Consider the following 19,506-nt stretch of genomic DNA (forward strand, 5'->3'; position numbering starts at 1 on the left):
TTTGGTTCTTCTGGTTTTTCTTGTTTTGGATCATCTGTCTTTGGTTCTTCTACAGTTTTACAAGTACCAAATTTATCTAATGTTTGCTGTAATGTTTCCTGGCTCATATTGCTCCAGTCTGCAACAAAACGAAAGACAACAACATCTCCAGCATTTAATTTATAACTATCTGCTCCAACTTCTGCAGATTTATCATTTACATCATACAACCAGCCACTTGTGTCCCCGGCCATTAAGCCGTCAATGCCTTTAACATACGTTCCAAAAGACATCGTCTCTGCTGTTACTTTGTCCCCCATGACTTTTTGCAGCAAACTTAAAGCTGTTTCCCCATCTGTAATCTGCTCTTCTTTCGGACATAACATAATGCCCTTTTGTGATTCACCAATAATTGCAAGTTTTGCTGTATTTCCTTCAGCAAACGTAATATGTACTGTATTCGCAAAAGAAACAAATACAAGTGTAACTGCCATTAACGACGTAAGCAGCCATTTTTTCAACATTGCCATCCCAAAATTTCCTCCCTTATTACTATTTACACAAAAAAAGGCCCCTCAAGGGCGTGCAATTGACACTCTTTTTTTGTAAGTGTCGAACAAACTGTGCAACACCTCCGACCCGCATCATTCGCGGCTATATTTGTATAGGAAAAATAATTTTGTTTATGAACGTATCATTGTGATAACATTCACTTTTCTAGGCACTACTTACTTCCATTTCAGTTATCGTAAAACGATAAACCTATACATTCTGTTAATTTTAAATTTCTGTATTATTTTACTATTGACAAAGAATTTTGTCCATGCTTTATCGGATTTATTTTCTAAGAATAGTAACTTACTAGCCTTTAACGATGCAAACTCTTTTCACTAATAATGACGCCATCTTCATCCGCATACACATATTCATTCGGTTTCCATTCTACTCGTCCAAATTGCAACGAAATATTCCGCTCGCCTTTTCCCTCTTTTACACTTCTATTTGGCATTGTACCTAACGCTAAAATACCAATATTAATATTCTTTAGTTCACTAGAATCTCGAACATATCCATTTACAATAATTCCTGCCAGCTTTCTTTCCTCCGCAATAGCTGCCAAGTTATCACCAAGTAACGCACAATTCGTAGACGCTCCGCCATCAACAACTAATACCGTTCCTTCTGGTAGTGTTTGCAATCCTTCCTTCACTAGTACATTATCATCCTTCACCTTTACCGTTGCAATTTTCCCGTAAAACTGTTCCTTCTTCCCAAACGACCGAAAAGACTGGCGACATATTTGTAATTCCTTTTCAAACTCATCACATAGATCCGTAGTTTTCCACATCTTTTTCCCCTCTTTTCCTTATTCCTTCTATATAACATATTCTTGGGTTATTTTCGTTTCCCTGTCTAACGTTGCAATAATTTGTTTGCGTAAGAAAAGGACAGAAAAACTATTGCCTTAAGAAGCCACCTTTATTATAATCTATTCCACGGATAAGTTTCAGAATATTAAAAATTAACTAAGTGAAAAAGGAGGGTTTTTATGCAATTTCATACTGAGATAAAAAAGCAGCCGAGTAAACGAAAGTTTAAAATGCCTGACGCGTACGTACTACTATTTTTTATTGCCTTACTTTGTGCAATAGCTACATATTTCGTTCCTGCTGGAGAATTTAAAAGAGTTACAAACGGCACTGTTACAACGACAATACCAGGAAGTTATCATTCTGTTCCACAATCGCCGGTAGGGTTTGTTTCTTTTTTTACCGCTATTGAAAAAGGAATGACACTTGCTGCTCCGATCATCTTCTTAATTTTATTTACAGGTGGAGCCATTGCCATTCTTGAAAAAACAGGTGCTCTTGACGGTTTAATCTATCATGTGATTAACAAATTTCGTAATCAGCAATTACTTTTCATTTGCATTGTCGCCGCACTCTTTTCTATTCTCGGAACGACTGGTATTATCGTAAACTCAGTTATTGGATTTATCCCCATCGGCATCATCGTTGCGCGCACATTAAAATGGGACGCTATCGTCGGCGTAGCAATTATTTATTTAGGCACTTATGCTGGTTTTAATGCTACTATTTTATCTCCCTCACCTTTAGGTATTTCACAAAAAATCGCAGAACTTCCGATGTTTTCGGGAATTGGTTTACGCACAGCAATCTATATCTCTTTTTTAATTGCCACCATTTTATATATTAATTGGTATGTAAAACGTTTAAAAAAATCGAATAAAGGAAGCATACTCGGAGATAACTGGTTTCCAAGTAATGCTCTTACAAGTGAGAAAGAAATAGAGAAAACTGAAGTTCCTTGGACAATACGTCACAAATTAATTTTACTCGTTTCAGCTTTATCATTAATTGTATTTTTAATAGGTGCTTTTCGTCTACATTGGACAGACGCAGAAATGACCGCTACTTTTATTTTCATCGCAATTACAGCGGGAATAATAGGTGGCATGAAAGCAAACGATATTGCTTCTACTTTTCTAGCAGGCTGCCAAAATCTCATTTACGGTGCTTTGATCGTCGGAATGGCTCGTTGTATTTCAGTCATTTTAGAACAAGGCAAATTACTTGATACAATTGTGAATCAGCTCGCACAGTCTCTCGAAGGACATAGCCCTGTATTTGGCGTTCTCGGTATGTATGTAAGTAGTGCAGCATTACATTTCCTCATTTCATCCGGGACAGGAGAATCTGTTATTTTCATTCCGATATTAGCTCCATTAGCTGATTTCATGCACATTACACGCCAAGTTACAGTACAAGCCGTTATGCTTGGAGAAGGTGTAGTGAACTGTCTCAATCCAACTTCCGGTGTTTTAATGGGCGTCCTCGCAGCTAGCGGCATTTCTTACGGAAAATGGATTCGATTTATGGCTCCACTTGCATTCATTTGGTTTATCATCGGACTTATTTTTCTTATTGTTGGTGTGAATATTGAGTGGGGACCTTATTAAAAGACCCATATTATACTTAACTTGATACAATATCTATTCTCCATTCCTATAAAAATCATTTATTTTAGTATAGATATAAACAGGGATTGATCACTATGATCAATCCCTTCTCTCAAAGTAAAATACCTTTAAGTATTTTAGTTCCAAATTTTATTTACCCATTCCGGATGATCAATAAAAGGATTACGATTATGTTGATATTTCGTAAAAATCACTTCATTACGCTTTCGCTCTAAATCATCTACCGGGTCTTGTTCATTCCATTTTAGTAAAACGGATAGTTTGCCCATGTATGGATCTTTATTGTTATTCACCTTTTCATTTAATTCTAAGTCTATTTCGCCGTTGTCTCCTTCATAACGAACAGCCATGTAAAATAGCATTCTAGCGATATCTCCTTTTACACTATCACGAGGTTCCCAAGAATCACTATCGTATTTACATTCTGTCGCTTCCGAATGATTCACACCACCATTATCAAAATCCAGATTTCCACGTGAACTATTTACAGATACATCCGTCGCTCTTAAATGATGCAAATCTGTTCCAGCTCCTGCAGTCGTCCCAAAATCACCGTGAGATTTTGCCCAAACATGCTCTCGGTTCCAATTATCAACTCCTGAACCATTCGTAAGTTTCCCTTGCGAACGCCCAGTATATAAGAGTATCACATTGTTTTTATTATTTGGATCTTCATCCGTATCTCTTAGTGCTTCCCAAACCGCACTGTATGATAACTTTGTATGATCATCAATAATGTTATGAAGTTCCTTCTTTAATTCTAAACCCGTTTTTCCTATTGCATTATTATAATATGTATCATCATAGCTTTTTACAGTAATCTCTTGTGGTGATGCAGAAGCTACTTCACCGTGTATGATATCTGTGAATGATAGAGATGCAGTACCTAAAATAAAAAATGAAGATAGTGTAACCATAGCAAGCTTTGTATTTCGAAACTTCATATACCCATTTCCCCTTTAACATATAATTTGAAGCTATTAACTAAAAAGTGCTCTCTAACCCCCAACAACTTTTAGAAAGCCATACCCACCCTTTTCTTTTTATTTAATACAAAAACTCTATTGAGTCTGTATCATTTCCACACTTTTGGTTTATCTACTTTTCACAAGGAATATCCTTCTCTAGTAAAGATTATTAAAATATTCTTTACAATTAAAAAGTAGTTTAATGTTAACTTATAAATTTCAATTTTTTTATGCAATTATGCATATTTGATAAATCGACTTTTCCTTTTTCTATAACTGTCTTTATTTTTTGTGTAAAACCCTTCTTCCTCTGAAGAATAAGTACAAAAATAGATTGGATACCATGTAAGGCACCAATCTATTTTAATTAAAGAAACTGTGTCAATTCTGAGTTCACAACACGTTGTGCAGTAATGATAACACCTTCAGCTGTTAGTCCATAAACACTATATAGTCCACCAGGTTGATTAGGAACAATTTGAACTTCATATTCAAATGCTTGTCCAAAAGCAGGATGAACTAAACTTAGAGTTGCAAAAGTAGAAGCATTAGAATTCACATTGAAGTTTACCTGTTCAATTAATGCTAATGAACCGTCAAGTCTAAAAACTCTAGCTACTCCAGTAAGTGGGCCCGCAGTACGGTTAAGGATCTTCACCCTAACTCTATTTGCATTAGCAGGTTGATTTCCTACGTTTTCAATTGGTCCTGTAGTAAGAGCCATATAACATCACCTCCATTATATTATTATGATATTCAATGATAAACATTAATGTTTTAGTTTAATTACCCAATTTATTTTAAATAAAAAAGCTTGTTTCTTATATTTTTTAATAAGAAACAAACTTTTCTTTTTCAACTACTATTCCTAATATACGTTTATCAGTCTCGAAAACTTTTAAAGTTACTTGACGTTTATGTTGGGACAAAACTACTACTATTTATTTGGCAACGTATCAATATACTTTTTAACTACTTCATATACATATTCTTGATTTGCCGCCGCTGTATTTGGATTGTATTTTCCGCCGTTTGTTTTATTGTTAGATAATACTCGAATCCCTAAAAATGGTACATCATAAGCTTTTGCAATTTGCGCCGCTGCAGCACCTTCCATTTCTTCTACAGATGTTCCGTATTTTGTATGGAACCACTTAATTCTATCCACTTCATTATTCCAAAGGTCTGCTGAACCTATAGTCCCTTCAACCACTTTACCTTTTGTATATTTATCTTTTACCGCATTAGCTGCTGCAAGTAAATCCTTATCTCCCTCGTAGTATCGGATTTTCTCTGCATTTGGATCTTCTCCTGCACTACCTTCAGAAGCCATTAAGTCCATTGAAATCCATTTTGTTGGTTCAATCCCTTGATTCTCATCCATATTTGATGTTTTTAATGAACCTATGTTTGCTACTTGTTTTCCTAAAACAATATCAAATACGTTTAAATTAGGATCATGTCCACCCGATGTTCCTTGGTTAATAATCGCTATAGGCTTATATTTTTCAATAGCCACTGCTGTAGCGGCTGCTGTATTTTCCATTCCTTTACCTGTTTTCGCTACGATTACAGGATAATTGTCGACAGTGCCTTTATAAAATACGAAAGTTCCAGACTTTTCTTCTTTCACATTTTTTAACCTTTTTGCAAACTTCTCAGCCTCAATCGGCATTGGCCCTTGAATTAAAATAGGTTGTTGATTACTTTTTGCCTCTACTACTTGTTTTGGACTCGCATTACACCCCGCAAGTATTGAGAATGACAATACCGTAGTAGTTACTAGCGCCGCACACTTTTTCAGCATATTGTTCTTCATAAATAATCTCCTCTTTCTCTTGTTGTTTTCTATACTCGATGCTTTTGGTCCAAACAAAAAAGTTCTAGAAATTGTAGAAGAATCTCTACTTTCTAGAACTACGGTAGTCAAAGTTAATTGAGCAAAAGATAAAACAATTGCCAAATTATAGATCGGTAGCGCTCATTGAACAGCACGGCCGAATACTTTAACCCGTAGTCCAGTTCTTTCATTGGGAACTAGGTAGAAACGCTCGGACCATATTACCGAGTATATACGAGTGATGATGTGTAAAATTATTATATTGGTAATATATCAAACTTTTAGTGTGTACGCAATCTAAAAGTGAACATTTTTAACGAAAGCATTTTTAATGTTCGTTTTTTAAAGGTTAATAAATCTAATTAACCATTCCAAAATGAAAAACACCATAAAAAACTTATAATCCGAATACCAAACTAAATCCACCTACAACAACCGAGCTTTTACAAGCAATTAAGCTTTCTCACATCCGCCTTATATTGAGCTGGAAGTCTTCTCCCCCTCGTATTGCGAGATAAAACGCGCATCCATCCAATTCACAATTATTTCTTCCAACTCTAGATGAAGTGGCTTATCCGCACTTTCCACATAAATCTTTTTAAATTGTAACGCTTTAAAATCACCTTCAAAATATTTTAAGGTATGATCCATATTTTTTATTACATACACTTCAGAGTCACCTTGCACATAATCAACAATTCTCTTCGCTTTTTCAGGATTTGCCTGAAAGTCTTTATCACCAGCAATCGCTAACACCGGGCACGTTACTTTCATTAAATCTTTATAAATGTCATGCTGAAAATGCTCTCTAAACCATTTTGCGTTCATTGGCTTAAAACCAATTTTTACAATATCTTTTTTTGAGTTTATCATTTTCTCTGTTGCTTTTTGCGCCTGCTTTTCTCCTCGTTTCTCAATATTGAGAAGACGCATTAACTTTCCTTTTATTCCTTTTTGCTCTTTTAACTCCTTATAAATAATCTCTCTTTGTCTTTTCGTAGCCTCTTCTAACGATTCCGCAGCTCCTGTAAGAAGTATGAGTCCATTAACTGGTGTTCTTGCGTTTACTACAGTTGCTAACATACACCCTTCACTATGACCAACTAAAATGATATTTTCCGGATCAACAAATGGTTGTTCTTTCAAATACGTAATCGTAGCCTCTATATCACTAACTAAATCCCACATTCCTGTCTTCTGAAATTCCCCTTCACTCTTTCCTACCCCGCGCTTATCAAAGCGAAGCGTTACTACTCCAAGTCTCGCTATTACATGTGATAAATCTTTGTAAATATTCGACGCAAGCTTTAACGGTACAATCATTCCATCACGATCAACTTCTCCAGATCCAGCGATAATGACAACAGCAGCATACTTCCCGTCAGCTTTCGGTTTCGTAATCGTACCGCGCAAAGTAAATTTACTATTTATCGCTACTTCATATTCATCAAAGGTCATTATATTTATCCTCCCTCTAATCTGTTATATCCAATTTGAATTTCAAACTCGCTATTATATTTTTGTACTCTCTTACATCTTTCATAGATGCGAAAATGGGGTTCTCCGCAATACCTTGTAGCATGCTTCGCTTTATAATTTCTTCATTTCTAACCGTTTTAGCACCGAGCGGAAATTCTGCAAACCATCCATCAATCGCATCAAAATATGAATCGCCGTGTAAATGCAGACTATTTACTGTGAAACTAGCTGCACAAACTGTTGCGTATTTCTGCAACATTTCTAATGCTCTTTCAAAATTTCCTTGCATGCAATATACTTGTGCAGCAGCATAGTATACTTTTAAAGTCATATTGGGATGTAGTTTTTCTATTTCATACACGTCTATTAATATAAAAGCTCTATTTAAAATCATCTCTACCTTTTCAGCGCTTGAAGCATTTACTACTACATAATTCGGTATTGTTGCAACGAGTTGTATTAAATGTTGGTACATACTAATTTGCATCACTTCATTCGCCTTTTCAGTATTTCCAAGCATTTGATACGCTTGTGCGATTAAATCTCCCTCTGGAAAATTAGGACGTATCGTTTCGCCAAGTAATTGGAGCACCTCATTTGGTTTATTGAGTATAAGATAGCAAGTTGCTTGAAACGATGCCGCCTCTTTCACAAGAGAAACATCATCACTCTCTTCCTGCACCCTGATAAAGAGAGACATTGCCTCTTCTAAAATTTCAATTCTTTTATCCGTATCCTCTGTTAACATGTGGTGGTTTATAAAAAGTAGTCCCATTTGAAGTAATAACGGAAAACAAGAATAATATTTTTTAATCATTTCTCTGCATTCCAACATTACTTCATCAAATGGTTCTTCACTAAATGCTTCCGCTAGTCTATGATATAAATTTTTAATATCTTCCTGCTCCATTTGTGGTGTATAACTAATTAGTTCATCAACACTTATGTTAAAGTACGATGCTAACAGTGGTAAAAATGTAATATCCGGATAACTCTGCCCTGTCTCCCATTTGGAAACAGATGCCTTCGTAATACCGATATACGCCGCTAACTCTTCCTGTGTAATTCCCTTTTCTTTTCTCTTATCCGCAATAATTTTATGAATCTGAATTTCTCTCACTGTATCACCTCATACTTTTATTATATGTACTATATTCTATACAAAATATGGATTTAAAGTCGACTTTCGTTAACAAAATCAACTGTTAGGAAACATCTCCCTAAAATGAAAGGCAGGAACATTTTTGAAATGTTCCTGCCTTTTTATTGCGGGCTACCGATACGTGGTCATCTAGCTAAGATTTTGAAGTGCTGCAAAATCAAAAAATTCATCTCAATACAGTTTTTTATGAAAACCCAGTGAACAGCTTAATTGCATAATTTTCGATATAGGAAGTTATCAAATCTATTCAATTAAACCAACTATATCAAGAAAAATTATAGTAGTTATTATTGCGATAACTGCTATAAGAAATTTAAATCTAAATTTAATCTTAATACCTAGCTTCTCTGGAATAAAATATATTCCCAAACCCATACTAATACGCCCTATTAATAAATATAATTGAAATAAAAATTCGTTATTTATTTTTCCCTTAATATATACTTTACTGTAATCAAACAATAGGAAATATATTAAAACAATGATTAAGTAAAGAATATATAATTTCACATAGTTTCTCATTTTAGTTTTTTTCAAAATACTTTATACTCCTTTTAGATGCTCAATCAATTTATAAATTTCAATCTATTATTTCTCCCTTTATCAATGCCCCAAATTGTTTAAACATGTGATTCCCCCCTTATTATCAAGACGGTCTCAATTATAATAGATTCGTGTAAGTAGTAAAGAGTTCCTCTTGTATATTCTATACACATCTAATTGACATAACGTCTCTCTGAAATGAAAGGGAGGAACATATTTGATATGTTCCTCCCTTTTTATTGTGGGATCCGATATATGGCCATCTAGCTAAAATTTTGAAGTGCTGCAAAATCAAATATTTTATCTCACCACAGTTTTCTATGAGAATCCAGTGAACAGCTTATTTGCAAAATTTTCATTAGCGAAAGTTGTTTAATGATCTATTTTTTATTTTTTAACTCCAGCATCTTAATTGTCATCGTCTTCACTAGAAAAAATATAAAAGATTGTGGAAATCTTATTTCTTATTGCTTCGTCAAAACATTTAAGTGATTCCTCAGCTTCACTATCACTTTCATATAAATTTCGATTAGCAATAAAACGGTCTAAAATATCTATTACCTCCCACCCTTCATTATTGACGTACTTTTTCGCTCTATTCAATGCGTTTTTTTCATTTATTGATTTAACCCAACAATTTATATATGCACCTACACATTCTTCTTTTTCTGGATTATCTGGGTGTGGGATAGCCTCTAACTGAAAAAAATATATAGTCATAGTGCCCTCCTACTAAACTTTTCCTTAATTATAACGATTTCTTATTCAACTAAACAGACCGTTAATTAAATAAGGAACAATGTATAACATGTACATATGAGGTTAACATAACGTCTCATCATCCGTAGCGAGGAAAAAGGAGAACCCTGCTCTCACAAGGAAATCTTTTTTAGTTCTATGAATCTATACTTTTTTTATACATTCCTATCCTAACGTGGTTTTAAGGTTATTGTTTGTTACTGGATTAGCAAAAAAAACTGTATAAAATCTTGCATATTCTTAGCGTGGGGTATTTCCAAAATACTCGCCCCCCAATACGTGCTTTCTTATGGGTATTTCTTGAACCCTCATTCCCCCTCCCATCCCTTTGTCTATCTTTAAGAGTAACTCGGCTTGTTTATTTAATTGCAACGAGGCATCGCCCTCCTCCCAAAGCCAAGCAAACAATTCAGATCACATGCCTATATCAAACTAAACAGTCAATCTTTATTCAGTTTGTAAATAAAAAAGGATAATCAGCCCCATAATGGACTAACTATCCTATAACTTCTTATCTAAACTTAATAAAACTAAAACTTCTCATCCTATGTATCATTATTTCGTTATCTCACCAAACTGCGCTCTCGTCACTTTCGCCAAGTCATCCACATTCAGCTCAATTTGTATACCAATTTTTCCACCGCTTACTATGATCGTTTCAAGCGATTGCGCACTCTCATCAATGCACGTTGAAAATAACTTCTTCATTCCGACTGGTGAGCAACCACCGCGAATATATCCTGATACTTTCGTAATATCTTTTACAGGAATCATTTCAATTTTCTTTTCACTTACCGCTTTTGCAGCAGCTTTTAAATTTAGTTCTTCATCTACCGGGATGATAAACACATGATAATTTTTACTATTTCCTTGAGCGATTAACGTTTTATATACTTCTCTCACTTCTCGTCCAATTTTCTCGGCTACTGATACACCATCAATTTTTCCATCTTCCGGATCATATGACATCATCGAATATTCGATCTTTTCTTTATCTAATATTCGCATCGCATTTGTTTTATCTTTTTTCATGGGTTTCTCCTTAAAAAGTTATTTCATATTATTAAGTTTTATTATACACCCTTTTCCATTTCTCCTACATAACTTCACGTATATTTCAAAACTAAAAATATTGATAATTCAAAAATCATCTGATATAATTTGGAAAAACTTATGTTAAGGAGAGATTCGTCATGCGAAATGTTAATACTTCTTTCCAACTTCATCATCATACGTAACGCCGTGTATCCGAAGAAAAATTTTTCTTCGTGGGTACAGGGCTTTTCCTGTTGACCCACGAAGCGTTCATAAAGCTATGTGGGTATTTTTATACCTGCATAGCTTTTTTTAATTTAAAAAGGAGTGATTACAATGGAAATGAAAAATGTAAAAGGAACAAAAGACTATTTACCAGAGGAACAAGTGCTGCGAAATAAAATTAAAAGAGCTTGTGAAGATACGTTCGAACGATACGGATGTAAACCGTTAGAAACACCAACGTTGAATATGTATGAGCTTATGTCTTACAAGTACGGTGGTGGTGATGAAATATTAAAAGAAATATATACGCTTAGGGATCAAGGAAAACGTGACCTTGCCTTACGCTACGATTTAACCATTCCATTCGCAAAAGTCGTAGCAATGAACCCGAACATCCGCCTCCCTTTTAAACGGTATGAAATTGGAAAAGTATTTCGAGATGGGCCAATTAAACAAGGAAGATTTCGTGAATTCATTCAATGTGACGTTGATATCGTTGGTGTAGAATCTGTCATGGCAGAAGCGGAACTTATGAGCATGGCGTTTGAACTGTTCCGAACGTTAAACTTAGAAGTAACGATCCAATATAATAACCGAAAATTGTTAAATGGTATTCTCGAGTCTATTAACATTCCTACTGAACTAGCGAGTGACGTCATTTTATCATTAGACAAAATCGAAAAGATTGGGATTGATGGTGTACGAAAAGATGTATTAGAGCGCGGAATTTCTGAAGAAATGGCTGATACGATATGTAATACCGTTTTATCTTCTCTAAAGCTTACAATTCCTGACTTTACAGAAGCTTTCAATACTCCACTCGTTGCCGAAGGAGTAAACGAATTACAACAATTACAGCAATATTTGATTGCCCTTGGAATAAATGAGAATGCTATATTCAATCCATTTTTAGCACGAGGACTTACAATGTATACAGGTACCGTGTATGAAATCTTTTTAAAAGATGGATCGATTACTTCCAGCATCGGTAGTGGCGGTCGATACGATAATATTATCGGGGCATTCCGTGGCGATAATATGAGCTATCCAACAGTCGGTATTTCATTCGGTTTAGACGTTATTTATACAGCACTGTCGCAGAAAGAAACTATATCATCTACAGCAGATGTATTTATCATCCCACTCGGGACAGAATTACAATGCTTACAAATTGCCCAGCAATTACGTTCTACCACTTCCTTAAAAGTCGAACTCGAACTAGCAGGACGTAAATTAAAACGTGCCCTTAATTACGCGAATAAAGAGAATATCCCTTATGTGCTTATTATTGGAGAAGAAGAACTTAATACAGAAACCGTTATGCTGCGAAATATGAAGGAAGGTAGTGAGGTGCAGATTCCCCTTTCTTCTTTAAGTAGTTATTTATAATACGAACCACCCTCGTTTGGGTGGTTTTTCTATTTTATAGATAACAAAACAATTAGTTAACATAAAATAATTACATCCTACTAAAAACCATAAACATTTAATATCCAATCACCTATTAATTTTGGTAATATATAGATATGAATGATTTTAGGAGGATTTACTTTGAAAACTTACATACAAGCACTAAAGTGGACCACAGGGATCTCTCATCTTTTATTGATTCCTTTTTGTTTTTTATTTCTAAGTCGTTTTAACCTTTATGGGATACCTTTACTCCTATTGATTGCTTTACATATCACTACTATTTTATTGGCTAAAAAAGAAGGCATGAATACGTACCCTCATTCTATCGGTATTATCGTTACCCTATTTGCCTTCTTTCCTTATATAGAACTGGTTCTACATTTTATAGCAGCTGTTTTCCTTTTATTAGATGCAATTTCCACTACTAAAAAGAAAGTTTTTGATTTATAGCAAAATCAATAGCACATCCCTAGAATAGATTCACATGCGTTTTAATGACAACCAAAATTTTAGAAAATAAAAAATAAAAGGTGTCTTCACCTATGGAAAACACCTTTTATTTCTCCAACTCTTAACTATTATTTTTCGTATTCCTACTCTCCAAAACTTTCTCCATATTATGAGTTGCCCATTCCATCATTAATAAAATCATTGGACGTAGTGATTCACCAAGCTCAGTTAATGAATATTCTACTTTTGGCGGCACTTCACGGTATACTTCACGATGTATGATGCCATCTGCTTCAAGTTCTCTCAGCTGCAGTGTTAACATTCTTTGTGTGATATTAGGTTTTAATCTTTTTAATTCATTAAACCTCTTTGTACCATCTAATAAATGATACAAAATAACTCCTTTCCATTTTCCACCAATAACCTCAACCATAGCTTCCACTGGACAAGAATATTTATTTAAAAATGGGTAATTTATATTATTTTCGTTTGAACAATCCATAATAAATCCCTTCCCTTACCAATAGTATCTTTTTTGATACTATAACACATAAATGTGCGTACTTGTATCCATGTTACTTTAAAAATATAATTTACTTACAAAAATAATTTAATGAAAAGAGGAACTTTTATGACACATACAAACCAATTTACAAAAGAAAAAATTATGGAGGCTTTTCATTTCAGACATGCATGTAAAGAGTTCGATCCTATGCACAAAATTTCAGAAGAGGACTTTAAATTCATTTTAGAAACAGGCAGATTATCTCCTTCTTCTTTTGGATATGAACCTTGGAAATTTATTGTCGTACAAAATAAAGAAGTAAGAGAAAAACTACAACCATATTCATGGGGCGCTGGTGGGCAACTTGCAACAGCTAGTCACTTTGTCATTGTTCTTTCAAGAAACATTAAAGATATGCATTATGATGCAGAGTATATTAAATATATGATGAACGATATTATTGGATTGCCTGAAGACACTCAAAAAATTAGATATGAATTCTTCAAAAAGTTCCAGGAAACAGATTTTAACTTATTACAATCCGATCGTGCTGTATTTGATTGGGCATCTAAGCAATCTTATATTGCTTTAGGTAATATGATGACGAGTGCAGCTCAAATTGGCATTGACTCTTGTCCAATAGAAGGATTTGATAAAGAGAAAGTAGATTCTTTACTTCGTCAAGAAGGCATTATAAAAGATGATAATCTTGAAGTGTCTGTTATGGTTGCCTTTGGTTACCGTAAAGAAGATCCAAAGCGTGATAAAACAAGACAAAATATGGATACAATTGTTGAATGGATTAAGTAATATAGCACTCACAAATAAAACTCCTTCTAGCTAAATACTTATTCTATTGAAGAATCAGTTGTTTTTCTAATGTATGAAATTGATTTTTCATGGAAAGATATGTTAGTATGTATACAGTTTGAGCGCTCTATTTTTTAGAGTCGAACAGGAGGAGAATGGATATGTCTGATATTGAAGTTGGCGAAGTGTTTACTCTCAGTGATGAGAATAATGAGGATCAGGAAGTAGAAGTACTTGGAGCGATGGATGTCGAAGGTGCAGAATATATTGCAGTTGCTTTCGTAGAAGACATTCAAACAGATTCTGAGGAAGACATTGATATTTTCTTTTTAAAAGTAGAAGAAGATAATGAGTTTTCATACATTGAAAATGATGAAGAGTTTGATAAAGTATCTGCTGCTTTTGATAAAATTTTGGACGAGCAAGAGCAAGAATAATATGGATGAAACACACGAGGGCGGATACATATCCGCCCTCTTTTTATTTATCCCCCTATTCGCCGGGCAGTAAGACTCCCACCTCAAAATTCAGTAAATGCGGAGGAGTTAGGTAGGAGATCAACTGCCCGTAAAAGCCCGATTGGTGAGGGCTGATAATCAGTGGGGATGGACAAAACCCCCACTGATTAAAGTTTCACTTTATCACTCATCCAAAGACTTATGCAACAAGTCCAGTACATCTTTCATCACAAAAGGACCGTCTTTTTTCACATGCTCAGCGAATTCAGAAACGAGACGTAACGTTTTTACACTTTCAATCGGATGCTCGCCTGACGCACTTTCAGCAGAAAGCATAACAGCATTCGTTCCGTCCAGTACAGCTTGAAACACATCCGTTACCTCAGCCCTTGTTGGAATAGAATGATCTACCATGGATTGAAGCATTTGTGTCGCTGTAATAACATATGTACTCGTTCGATTACATTCCTGAATCATCAGTTTCTGCAAGAGCGGAATAAATTGATACGGCAACTCTACCCCTAAATCGCCCCTTGCAATCATAATTCCGTCTGCTTCTTTACATATATCTTGAAAATTCTCGATCGCTTCCATCGTTTCTATTTTTGCAATTATATTAGGTGATGTTTCTTTATACTGTTGTATAAAATCTCGTATTTCTTTTATATGACTAGGTTTTCTTACGAAAGAACATGCGATAAAATCAACATCCTCTTCTAAAAGAAACTGAATATCTTTTTTATCTTTCTCTGTTATAGCTGGTAAACGAACGATTGCCCCTGGTAAGTTCACCCCTTTATGAGATGAAATATTACCACCTGTTTTGACCTTTGTTTCTATTTTATCCGGACTTACCATTTCAACGATTAACTCAACTTCGCCATCATTAATTAAAATTCTACTGCCAACTTTCACGTCATTCGCGATACTTTCATAATCGACACTTGCTTCCTTATTGCTCCCTGGAACTGGTTGCATATGCAAAGTAAAAGAATCTCCCGCCTGAAGTGTAATTTGTTCTCCTTTTATTTCACCTAATCTTATTTTAGGACCTTGTACATCCCCTAAAATTTTAATAGAATCGTCTAGCGATTTGACTAAACGAATAATATCTTTATGACTTTCATGCGTGCCATGTGATAAATTCAACCGCACTATTTTCATACCATTGTTTATTAACTGCGCTAACGTTTCTTTATTATTACTTGCTGGCCCAATTGTACAAACTCGATCGATTGTCATTTTTATCACCATCCTTTTTTAGATAAGTTTCCCACATAACCTTAAAAATAACAGAGATCATGAAATGAATAGATTTAAATTTACACGAATTTCATAAAGGTAAACCTGTTTCCCTTGCTGGCTAAGCATTAGAAGAGATATTCGATTTTTTACAAATGAAGAAATGTTGAATCAAAAGTAAAAGGTAAGTTAAGTATGGGACAAGTTATTGAGAGTTTCAAAATTTTCATATATTGTATGAAATGAGTTCGAACTCAAAAATTTAAAAAAGGTGGGAAAATTAGTGAATATGAAAAAATCTTTAGCGGTGGCAACTTTAGGGTTAGCGGTTTTAGGTTTTGGTTTTACTAATAACGCAAGTGCTACAGAGGTGGGCACTGCAGACAAGCAGCCTGTTTTAGTTGACTCTGATACTGTTCAATCAGCAAAAACATCTAATGTTCCTAGTTTGACTGTTGCAGCTGCACCTAAGAATGACTCTAACATTAGCGTGTATACTCCCTTTTTCGGTAACCCATATGCAGTTGCTAAATCGAAATCAACTACGATCGAAGACTATATTTATGCAAAAGCAAGAACTTTCAATGGCGATGGCTCATTAGTGAATACGAAAAGTAATAGTGCCAAAAAATCAACTTATGTAAGTGCTACAGCAACCAATACAAGTATTTATTATGGAGATGATTACGCTATTGGTAATCATACCTATAAATTAAATGGTTATAATGATGTGAATCACGAAACAAAAGCTTCCTGGTAAGAAAGAGAAAAAAGATATGCATCTTGCATATCTTTTTTCTCTTATATTTTAAATATATTGAGGTGCTATTTATGAAACAAATGTATATTATTATCAGTGTTATACTTATTTCGTTAATTATAATTTATGTTTTGTTCCCTACTTCAATCATACAACCACATACATCTCCTAAGGAAAATAAGCGCGAGCAACAAACCAATACTATTTCTTACGGGTTGAAGAATACTAAAGGTCAACATATTAACAATGGTAGTGAACTTACTATGGCGAATAATAAAATAAATGTATCGTTATCATTCATACATAATGTTGATGAAGACCGAAAATATGGATTAATTGTCCTAGAAGATTACGAACAAAAACCTTTTAAAATAGAAGAAGCTGCTAATGAAGTATCACACTATTCTTTTGATATGAAACCAAATAGTTCAATTACTACGAAAATCTCTTTACACACTTCTCCTCATGCAAGTGAATTAACCTTTTTAATCATTAAAAAACCTGAATATAAGTTAAAAGATAATGACTTAAATAAAGCGATTATATTAGAAGAGATTTTAAGTATGCGATACTCAATAAATTCTACTCAGGAGGGAAGCGAAAAAACAAAGCTCACCTTTATAGATCCAAATGCCATTTTAAAAGATGATCTTTATGAACCATTATTTGTTACGAACAATGAACAGAACTTACAAACTGTCCTCTCTGAAAAAGAAGGCAAACAATTAACCTTATCAAATGGTAATGAAACAAAAGATGAAATGACTTACGCAATCGTGGCATTTAAAGATTGGGAACAAGTTGAAATATTTAATAATAATAAAGTCGTTTATACTGCGGTTGCACCTGAAACAAGACAAATCTTCAATTTCACATTGCCTTCAGTGGATCAAGAAAGTAATTTTCAGCTCGTCGCTTTTCCATTTCCTTATAAAACTAGTGAAGAAGATTATGTCAGTCAACAAGCATTCGGTTCATTTCGTATCGTAATTGAAAATAAATAGGCTTTTACAACAATAAAAAAAGCCTACTTCCACAGTAGGCTTTTGAAACTACGAAAGTTTCGTCAATAACTGATTTAAATCTTTTTTCGTTTTCGCCGTTAATGACTTCATTTTATTAATATCTATCTTTTCTTTCTCCGCTCCTACAATTAACGGATACATACTTTGTCCGATTGTTTTAGATTCAGCTGGATGTGATGCTTCTAACTCTTTCTCGATTACATCCCACTTTTCATTAATTTGTTTTCCAAGTTTATTTACTGTTTCTAATTTAGGATTTGCAGCTAATTGCTTGTCTAAACTTTCAATTAACGCAGCAACTTCTTTAACATTTGTTTTCACAGCTACGCTTTTCTTCGGATCTTTCGTTGTTTTTCCGTTTGAATTTGTACTTGTACTTTGATCTGTTGTTTTTCCGCTAGTCGTTTGGTCATTCGTTTTTCCTGTCGTCTCTTTTTCTTTTGTTTTCACATTCTCATTTTGAGATGATGTTTTACCGTTACTTTCCGTCCCTGATGATTCTTTCGTATTTTTTGCATCTTTATCTCCTTTTTCATTCGAAGAAGTATTTGTTTCTTTTTCATTATCTTTCGTTGTTTTTGACGTCTCATCTGCATTTGTCGTTTTTACTTCTCCTTCATTTTGCGCTGTTACTTGTTCTTTCTTTTCTTTCTCTTTATCTGCTGAAGGGCTACAAGCTGCCATAGTAAGCATTGTACCAATTGTTATCGATGCGATAGCGACCTTTTTCATTTTCATATAAATCCCCCTATGTTTATATAATTTATCCTCCCCTTTACGATTCGATTTCCCCTTAAAAAATCCCTTTTCATACGAATAACCATCTTTCCGACAGTAATCTTCATAATAATACGTACAAAAAACGATAAACCTATTCGAACATTCGAGTTTCTTCTACTACATTTTTCTCCGCTCTAGCAAAAGAAAAAGAGTATATTGTCACATGAAGAAATGCTATCTTCATATGACGATATACTCTCCTATCAAATTTTTATCTTTCTTGACATTTTATTTAAACAAAAAAATAAAATTTTCTTTCCTTTTTTTGTTTCTCAACCATTGTTAACATAATATATTTATGAGTAACCACCATTTGAATGAATAACTTGACCCGTAATCCACTTTGCTTCTTCACTTACTAAAAAAGAAATTAAGCGTGCTGCATCTGACGGTTCCCCTACTTTACCTTGCGGAAACTTCCACACTAAATGATGCTTCAGCTCCTCCGTAATCCATCCTGTATTCGTCGGTCCTGGATCAACTGCATTTACTGTAATCCCCTTCTCCATCGCAACTGGTGCTACTGATTTTGTAAATGCTTCAATTGCTCCTTTCGTCGCTACGTATGCTAGTTCATCTGGCATCGGACCTAACGACTGCCCTGAAGTAAGATTAATAATACTGCCACTCGTTTTCAGTGCATAATGTTTTATAAATAATGAACTTAATAACATCGTAGCGCGTACATTCACTGTATAATGTTTATCTAACTGCTCTACATTTAATTCTTCAATTCTCGTATGAGCAGCATACGCTGCATTATTAATTAAAATAGATGGATCACCTAAACGTTCTGAGACCATATAAAACAAACGATTTGGCGAATACGACTGCGATAAATTGATTTCTGCCATTTCACAACGAACACCTAAACTTTCAATCTCCTCTTTCAACAAAAAGGGCTCTTTGTCATGCATTCCCCACGGCATCGCTTTATCATACTGAGACCAGTACGTGAAAAAAATGTCTATCCCTTCTTGAGCAAGCACCTTGCATACAGCTGCACCAATTCCATTCAGACGAGTTGCCCCTGTTACAATTGCTATTTTCTTCACCTTTTCTCCTCCATCTA

The 19,506-nt window shown here is 34.5% G+C and carries 21 protein-coding genes and 1 riboswitch; of the genes, 7 read left to right on the forward strand and 14 right to left on the reverse strand.

Going from position 1 to position 19,506, the window contains the following annotated elements; all coding sequences use genetic code 11:
* Both MR113_RS17990 and rraA read right to left on the reverse strand, forming a co-directional pair.
* A partial coding sequence (locus tag MR113_RS17990) for a DUF4430 domain-containing protein (RefSeq protein WP_242255919.1) occupies window positions 1–509 on the reverse strand: 509 nt, incomplete at its 3' end.
* Window positions 510–847: 338 nt separating this feature from the next.
* Window positions 848–1,327, reverse strand: a complete 480-nt coding sequence (rraA, locus tag MR113_RS17995) for a ribonuclease E activity regulator RraA (RefSeq protein WP_242255920.1) — start codon at window positions 1,325–1,327, stop codon at window positions 848–850.
* 201 nt (window positions 1,328–1,528) lie between these two features.
* Between rraA and MR113_RS18000 the strand changes: the two genes are divergently transcribed.
* Window positions 1,529–2,959: a YfcC family protein gene (locus MR113_RS18000; protein ID WP_242255922.1), complete on the forward strand. Its 1,431-nt coding sequence runs from the start codon at window positions 1,529–1,531 to the stop codon at window positions 2,957–2,959.
* 137 nt (window positions 2,960–3,096) lie between these two features.
* Here MR113_RS18000 and MR113_RS18005 read toward each other — a convergent pair whose 3' ends face one another.
* The 8 genes from MR113_RS18005 to ybaK form a co-directional block, all read right to left on the reverse strand.
* On the reverse strand, window positions 3,097–3,924 hold the full coding sequence (locus MR113_RS18005; RefSeq protein ID WP_016135002.1) for an endonuclease I family protein: 828 nt from the start codon (window positions 3,922–3,924) through the stop codon (window positions 3,097–3,099).
* Window positions 3,925–4,315: 391 nt separating this feature from the next.
* On the reverse strand, window positions 4,316–4,672 hold the full coding sequence (locus tag MR113_RS18010; RefSeq protein ID WP_242255925.1) for an ATPase: 357 nt from the start codon (window positions 4,670–4,672) through the stop codon (window positions 4,316–4,318).
* A gap of 213 nt (window positions 4,673–4,885) precedes the next feature.
* Window positions 4,886–5,767, reverse strand: a complete 882-nt coding sequence (locus tag MR113_RS18015) for a 5'-methylthioadenosine/S-adenosylhomocysteine nucleosidase (RefSeq protein ID WP_242255928.1) — start codon at window positions 5,765–5,767, stop codon at window positions 4,886–4,888.
* Window positions 5,768–5,942: 175 nt separating this feature from the next.
* Window positions 5,943–6,046, reverse strand: a riboswitch (purine riboswitch).
* Between the two features lie 216 nt (window positions 6,047–6,262).
* Window positions 6,263–7,246, reverse strand: coding sequence for an alpha/beta hydrolase family protein (locus MR113_RS18020; protein ID WP_242255930.1), 984 nt, complete (start codon window positions 7,244–7,246; stop codon window positions 6,263–6,265).
* A gap of 16 nt (window positions 7,247–7,262) precedes the next feature.
* Window positions 7,263–8,387, reverse strand: a complete 1,125-nt coding sequence (locus tag MR113_RS18025) for a helix-turn-helix domain-containing protein (RefSeq protein ID WP_242255932.1) — start codon at window positions 8,385–8,387, stop codon at window positions 7,263–7,265.
* Window positions 8,388–8,672: 285 nt separating this feature from the next.
* Window positions 8,673–8,966: a hypothetical protein gene (locus tag MR113_RS18030; protein ID WP_242255934.1), complete on the reverse strand. Its 294-nt coding sequence runs from the start codon at window positions 8,964–8,966 to the stop codon at window positions 8,673–8,675.
* 414 nt (window positions 8,967–9,380) lie between these two features.
* Window positions 9,381–9,692 carry a hypothetical protein gene (locus tag MR113_RS18035; RefSeq protein WP_242255935.1) on the reverse strand — a complete coding sequence of 104 codons (312 nt, stop codon included), beginning with the start codon at window positions 9,690–9,692 and terminating at the stop codon, window positions 9,381–9,383.
* A 594-nt stretch (window positions 9,693–10,286) separates the two neighbouring features.
* Entirely contained in the window at window positions 10,287–10,763 is a 477-nt protein-coding gene (ybaK, locus tag MR113_RS18040) for a Cys-tRNA(Pro) deacylase (protein ID WP_242255937.1), read from the reverse strand.
* A gap of 339 nt (window positions 10,764–11,102) precedes the next feature.
* On the opposite strand from ybaK, the gene MR113_RS18045 reads away from it, so the two are divergent.
* Together MR113_RS18045 and MR113_RS18050 are read left to right on the forward strand one after the other, a co-directional pair.
* Window positions 11,103–12,380, forward strand: a complete 1,278-nt coding sequence (locus tag MR113_RS18045; RefSeq protein ID WP_242255939.1) for a histidine--tRNA ligase — start codon at window positions 11,103–11,105, stop codon at window positions 12,378–12,380.
* A 162-nt stretch (window positions 12,381–12,542) separates the two neighbouring features.
* Complete coding sequence (locus MR113_RS18050) at window positions 12,543–12,854, forward strand: hypothetical protein (protein ID WP_242255942.1); 312 nt, start codon at window positions 12,543–12,545, stop codon at window positions 12,852–12,854.
* 121 nt (window positions 12,855–12,975) lie between these two features.
* On the opposite strand, the gene MR113_RS18055 is transcribed toward MR113_RS18050, so the two are convergent.
* Complete coding sequence (locus MR113_RS18055; RefSeq protein ID WP_000340656.1) at window positions 12,976–13,356, reverse strand: winged helix-turn-helix transcriptional regulator; 381 nt, start codon at window positions 13,354–13,356, stop codon at window positions 12,976–12,978.
* A gap of 129 nt (window positions 13,357–13,485) precedes the next feature.
* Between MR113_RS18055 and MR113_RS18060 the strand changes: the two genes are divergently transcribed.
* Window positions 13,486–14,169 carry an NAD(P)H-dependent oxidoreductase gene (locus tag MR113_RS18060; RefSeq protein ID WP_242255944.1) on the forward strand — a complete coding sequence of 228 codons (684 nt, stop codon included), beginning with the start codon at window positions 13,486–13,488 and terminating at the stop codon, window positions 14,167–14,169.
* Between the two features lie 155 nt (window positions 14,170–14,324).
* Window positions 14,325–14,606 carry a DUF1292 domain-containing protein gene (locus MR113_RS18065; RefSeq protein WP_097819705.1) on the forward strand — a complete coding sequence of 94 codons (282 nt, stop codon included), beginning with the start codon at window positions 14,325–14,327 and terminating at the stop codon, window positions 14,604–14,606.
* 204 nt (window positions 14,607–14,810) lie between these two features.
* On the opposite strand, the gene MR113_RS18070 is transcribed toward MR113_RS18065, so the two are convergent.
* The gene (locus MR113_RS18070; protein ID WP_242255946.1) at window positions 14,811–15,881 is read right to left on the reverse strand and encodes a pyruvate kinase; all 1,071 of its coding nucleotides are present in this window, start codon (window positions 15,879–15,881) and stop codon (window positions 14,811–14,813) included.
* 271 nt (window positions 15,882–16,152) lie between these two features.
* Here MR113_RS18070 and MR113_RS18075 point away from each other — a divergent pair, with 271 nt between their 5' ends.
* A complete protein-coding gene (locus MR113_RS18075; RefSeq protein WP_242255948.1) occupies window positions 16,153–16,629 on the forward strand; it encodes a XoxI protein in 477 nt (158 codons plus the stop codon).
* A gap of 71 nt (window positions 16,630–16,700) precedes the next feature.
* Window positions 16,701–17,633, forward strand: a complete 933-nt coding sequence (locus MR113_RS18080) for a hypothetical protein (RefSeq protein ID WP_242255950.1) — start codon at window positions 16,701–16,703, stop codon at window positions 17,631–17,633.
* Window positions 17,634–17,681: 48 nt separating this feature from the next.
* Here the strand turns inward: MR113_RS18080 and MR113_RS18085 are convergent, their stop codons facing one another.
* Window positions 17,682–18,392 (reverse strand): hypothetical protein, encoded by a 711-nt coding sequence (locus MR113_RS18085; protein ID WP_242255952.1) that lies wholly within the window; start codon window positions 18,390–18,392, stop codon window positions 17,682–17,684.
* Window positions 18,393–18,730: 338 nt separating this feature from the next.
* Entirely contained in the window at window positions 18,731–19,489 is a 759-nt protein-coding gene (locus MR113_RS18090; protein ID WP_242255954.1) for an SDR family oxidoreductase, read from the reverse strand.
* Between the last annotated feature and the right edge of the window lie 17 nt (window positions 19,490–19,506).

Source organism: Bacillus cereus group sp. BfR-BA-01379 (assembly GCF_022663605.1).
Taxonomy (GTDB): Bacteria; Bacillota; Bacilli; order Bacillales; family Bacillaceae_G; genus Bacillus_A; species Bacillus_A mobilis.

Bases quoted from the DNA above. Each gene is read 5' to 3' on its own strand.
- MR113_RS18015 (WP_242255928.1), bottom strand. From the start codon at position 5,767: ATGAAGAACAATATGCTGAAAAAGTGTGCGGCGCTAGTAACTACTACG.
- MR113_RS18010 (WP_242255925.1), bottom strand. From the start codon at position 4,672: ATGGCTCTTACTACAGGACCAATTGAAAACGTAGGAAATCAACCTGCT.
- rraA (WP_242255920.1), bottom strand. From the start codon at position 1,327: ATGTGGAAAACTACGGATCTATGTGATGAGTTTGAAAAGGAATTACAA.
- MR113_RS18055 (WP_000340656.1), bottom strand. From the start codon at position 13,356: ATGGATTGTTCAAACGAAAATAATATAAATTACCCATTTTTAAATAAA.
- MR113_RS18035 (WP_242255935.1), bottom strand. From the start codon at position 9,692: ATGACTATATATTTTTTTCAGTTAGAGGCTATCCCACACCCAGATAAT.
- MR113_RS18085 (WP_242255952.1), bottom strand. From the start codon at position 18,392: ATGAAAATGAAAAAGGTCGCTATCGCATCGATAACAATTGGTACAATG.
- MR113_RS18045 (WP_242255939.1), top strand. From the start codon at position 11,103: ATGGAAATGAAAAATGTAAAAGGAACAAAAGACTATTTACCAGAGGAA.
- MR113_RS18000 (WP_242255922.1), top strand. From the start codon at position 1,529: ATGCAATTTCATACTGAGATAAAAAAGCAGCCGAGTAAACGAAAGTTT.
- MR113_RS18060 (WP_242255944.1), top strand. From the start codon at position 13,486: ATGACACATACAAACCAATTTACAAAAGAAAAAATTATGGAGGCTTTT.
- MR113_RS18080 (WP_242255950.1), top strand. From the start codon at position 16,701: ATGAAACAAATGTATATTATTATCAGTGTTATACTTATTTCGTTAATT.
- MR113_RS18065 (WP_097819705.1), top strand. From the start codon at position 14,325: ATGGATATGTCTGATATTGAAGTTGGCGAAGTGTTTACTCTCAGTGAT.
- MR113_RS18005 (WP_016135002.1), bottom strand. From the start codon at position 3,924: ATGAAGTTTCGAAATACAAAGCTTGCTATGGTTACACTATCTTCATTT.
- ybaK (WP_242255937.1), bottom strand. From the start codon at position 10,763: ATGAAAAAAGATAAAACAAATGCGATGCGAATATTAGATAAAGAAAAG.
- MR113_RS18070 (WP_242255946.1), bottom strand. From the start codon at position 15,881: ATGGTGATAAAAATGACAATCGATCGAGTTTGTACAATTGGGCCAGCA.
- MR113_RS18020 (WP_242255930.1), bottom strand. From the start codon at position 7,246: ATGACCTTTGATGAATATGAAGTAGCGATAAATAGTAAATTTACTTTG.